This window comes from Candidatus Rhabdochlamydia sp. W815, assembly GCF_018642185.1.
Taxonomy (GTDB): Bacteria; Chlamydiota; Chlamydiia; order Chlamydiales; family Rhabdochlamydiaceae; genus Rhabdochlamydia; species Rhabdochlamydia oedothoracis.
This window is the reverse complement of the sequence record NZ_JAAVTY010000201.1, coordinates 1-900: the sequence shown is the minus strand read 5'-3', so window position 1 is coordinate 900 and position 900 is coordinate 1. Positions and strand designations below refer to the sequence as shown.

Here is a 900-nt window from a genome sequence, read left to right as displayed (position 1 = left end):
AATGAAGATTTTTACAGAGGAATATAAGACAGTTGATGCCGATGCAATGCTCGATTTTTTCAAGAAGCTAGAAAAACAGACAGAGGCTCGAATTATTCATGTAATTTTGGATAATGCGAGATCAAACAAAAATAAGAAACTAGAAGAGTTTCTGATGTCTTCTAGGATTAAAGTGCACTATCTCCCTCCTTATTCGCCGAATTTGAATCCTATTGAACGCTTGTGGAAGATCTTAAAGGAAAAGACGGTATACAATCGATATTACGAAACGTCGGTGACTTTTTTTCAGGCAATTAGAGGATTCTTCTTAGAAGAGATACCGAAAATAACAGATATTTTGAAATGTAGGATAAACGACAAGTTTCAAGTCGTTCTGGGAAAAAAGCTCTTCTTAAGAGAGACATAGAATACGAAGTAATTCTTATAGATGCATCAGAATAAACTTTTGTAATGGCAAAAAACATGATTTTAGACTGTTTAAAGAGAGTAGGGTGCGGTGGACAGATCAACGTTGTGGTATGACCGACAGTGGTTATACAGGTATAAAATGGATAGCTTATTTGAATATATAGAAGTGTTTTACAACAAAAAGAGGTTTGTTTTATAGAAAGTCCTTTTCATTTTCTAGTTTCGAAAGAGCTCTTTGATAGACCGGATCCATTCGCGCAATGTGCTATAAGGAACTTTAAACCGTTTTACAGCTTCTTTTTTTTCAAACCATTATTAACTGCATCTACAACTTTTTGCTTAAATTCTTGATCATATATTTTGGTTTTCCTGTTTAGATCAGTATTTAATTCATCTAAATTTAATTCATCTAAATTTAATTCATCTAAATTTAATTCATCTAAATTTAATTCATCTAAATTTAATTCATCTAAATTTAATTCATCTAAATTT

The 900-nt window shown here is 31.3% G+C and carries 2 protein-coding genes; one reads left to right on the top strand and one right to left on the bottom strand.

Annotated features, from left to right (window positions below):
* Positions 1-406 (top strand): transposase (locus RHOW815_RS08310; protein WP_215217808.1); only part of this gene is annotated, 406 nt, incomplete at its 5' end.
* Between the two features lie 289 nt (positions 407-695).
* Here RHOW815_RS08310 and RHOW815_RS08305 read toward each other — a convergent pair.
* Positions 696-900, bottom strand: a 205-nt coding sequence (locus RHOW815_RS08305; protein WP_215217807.1) for a hypothetical protein, incomplete at its 5' end; no start/stop codon positions are given.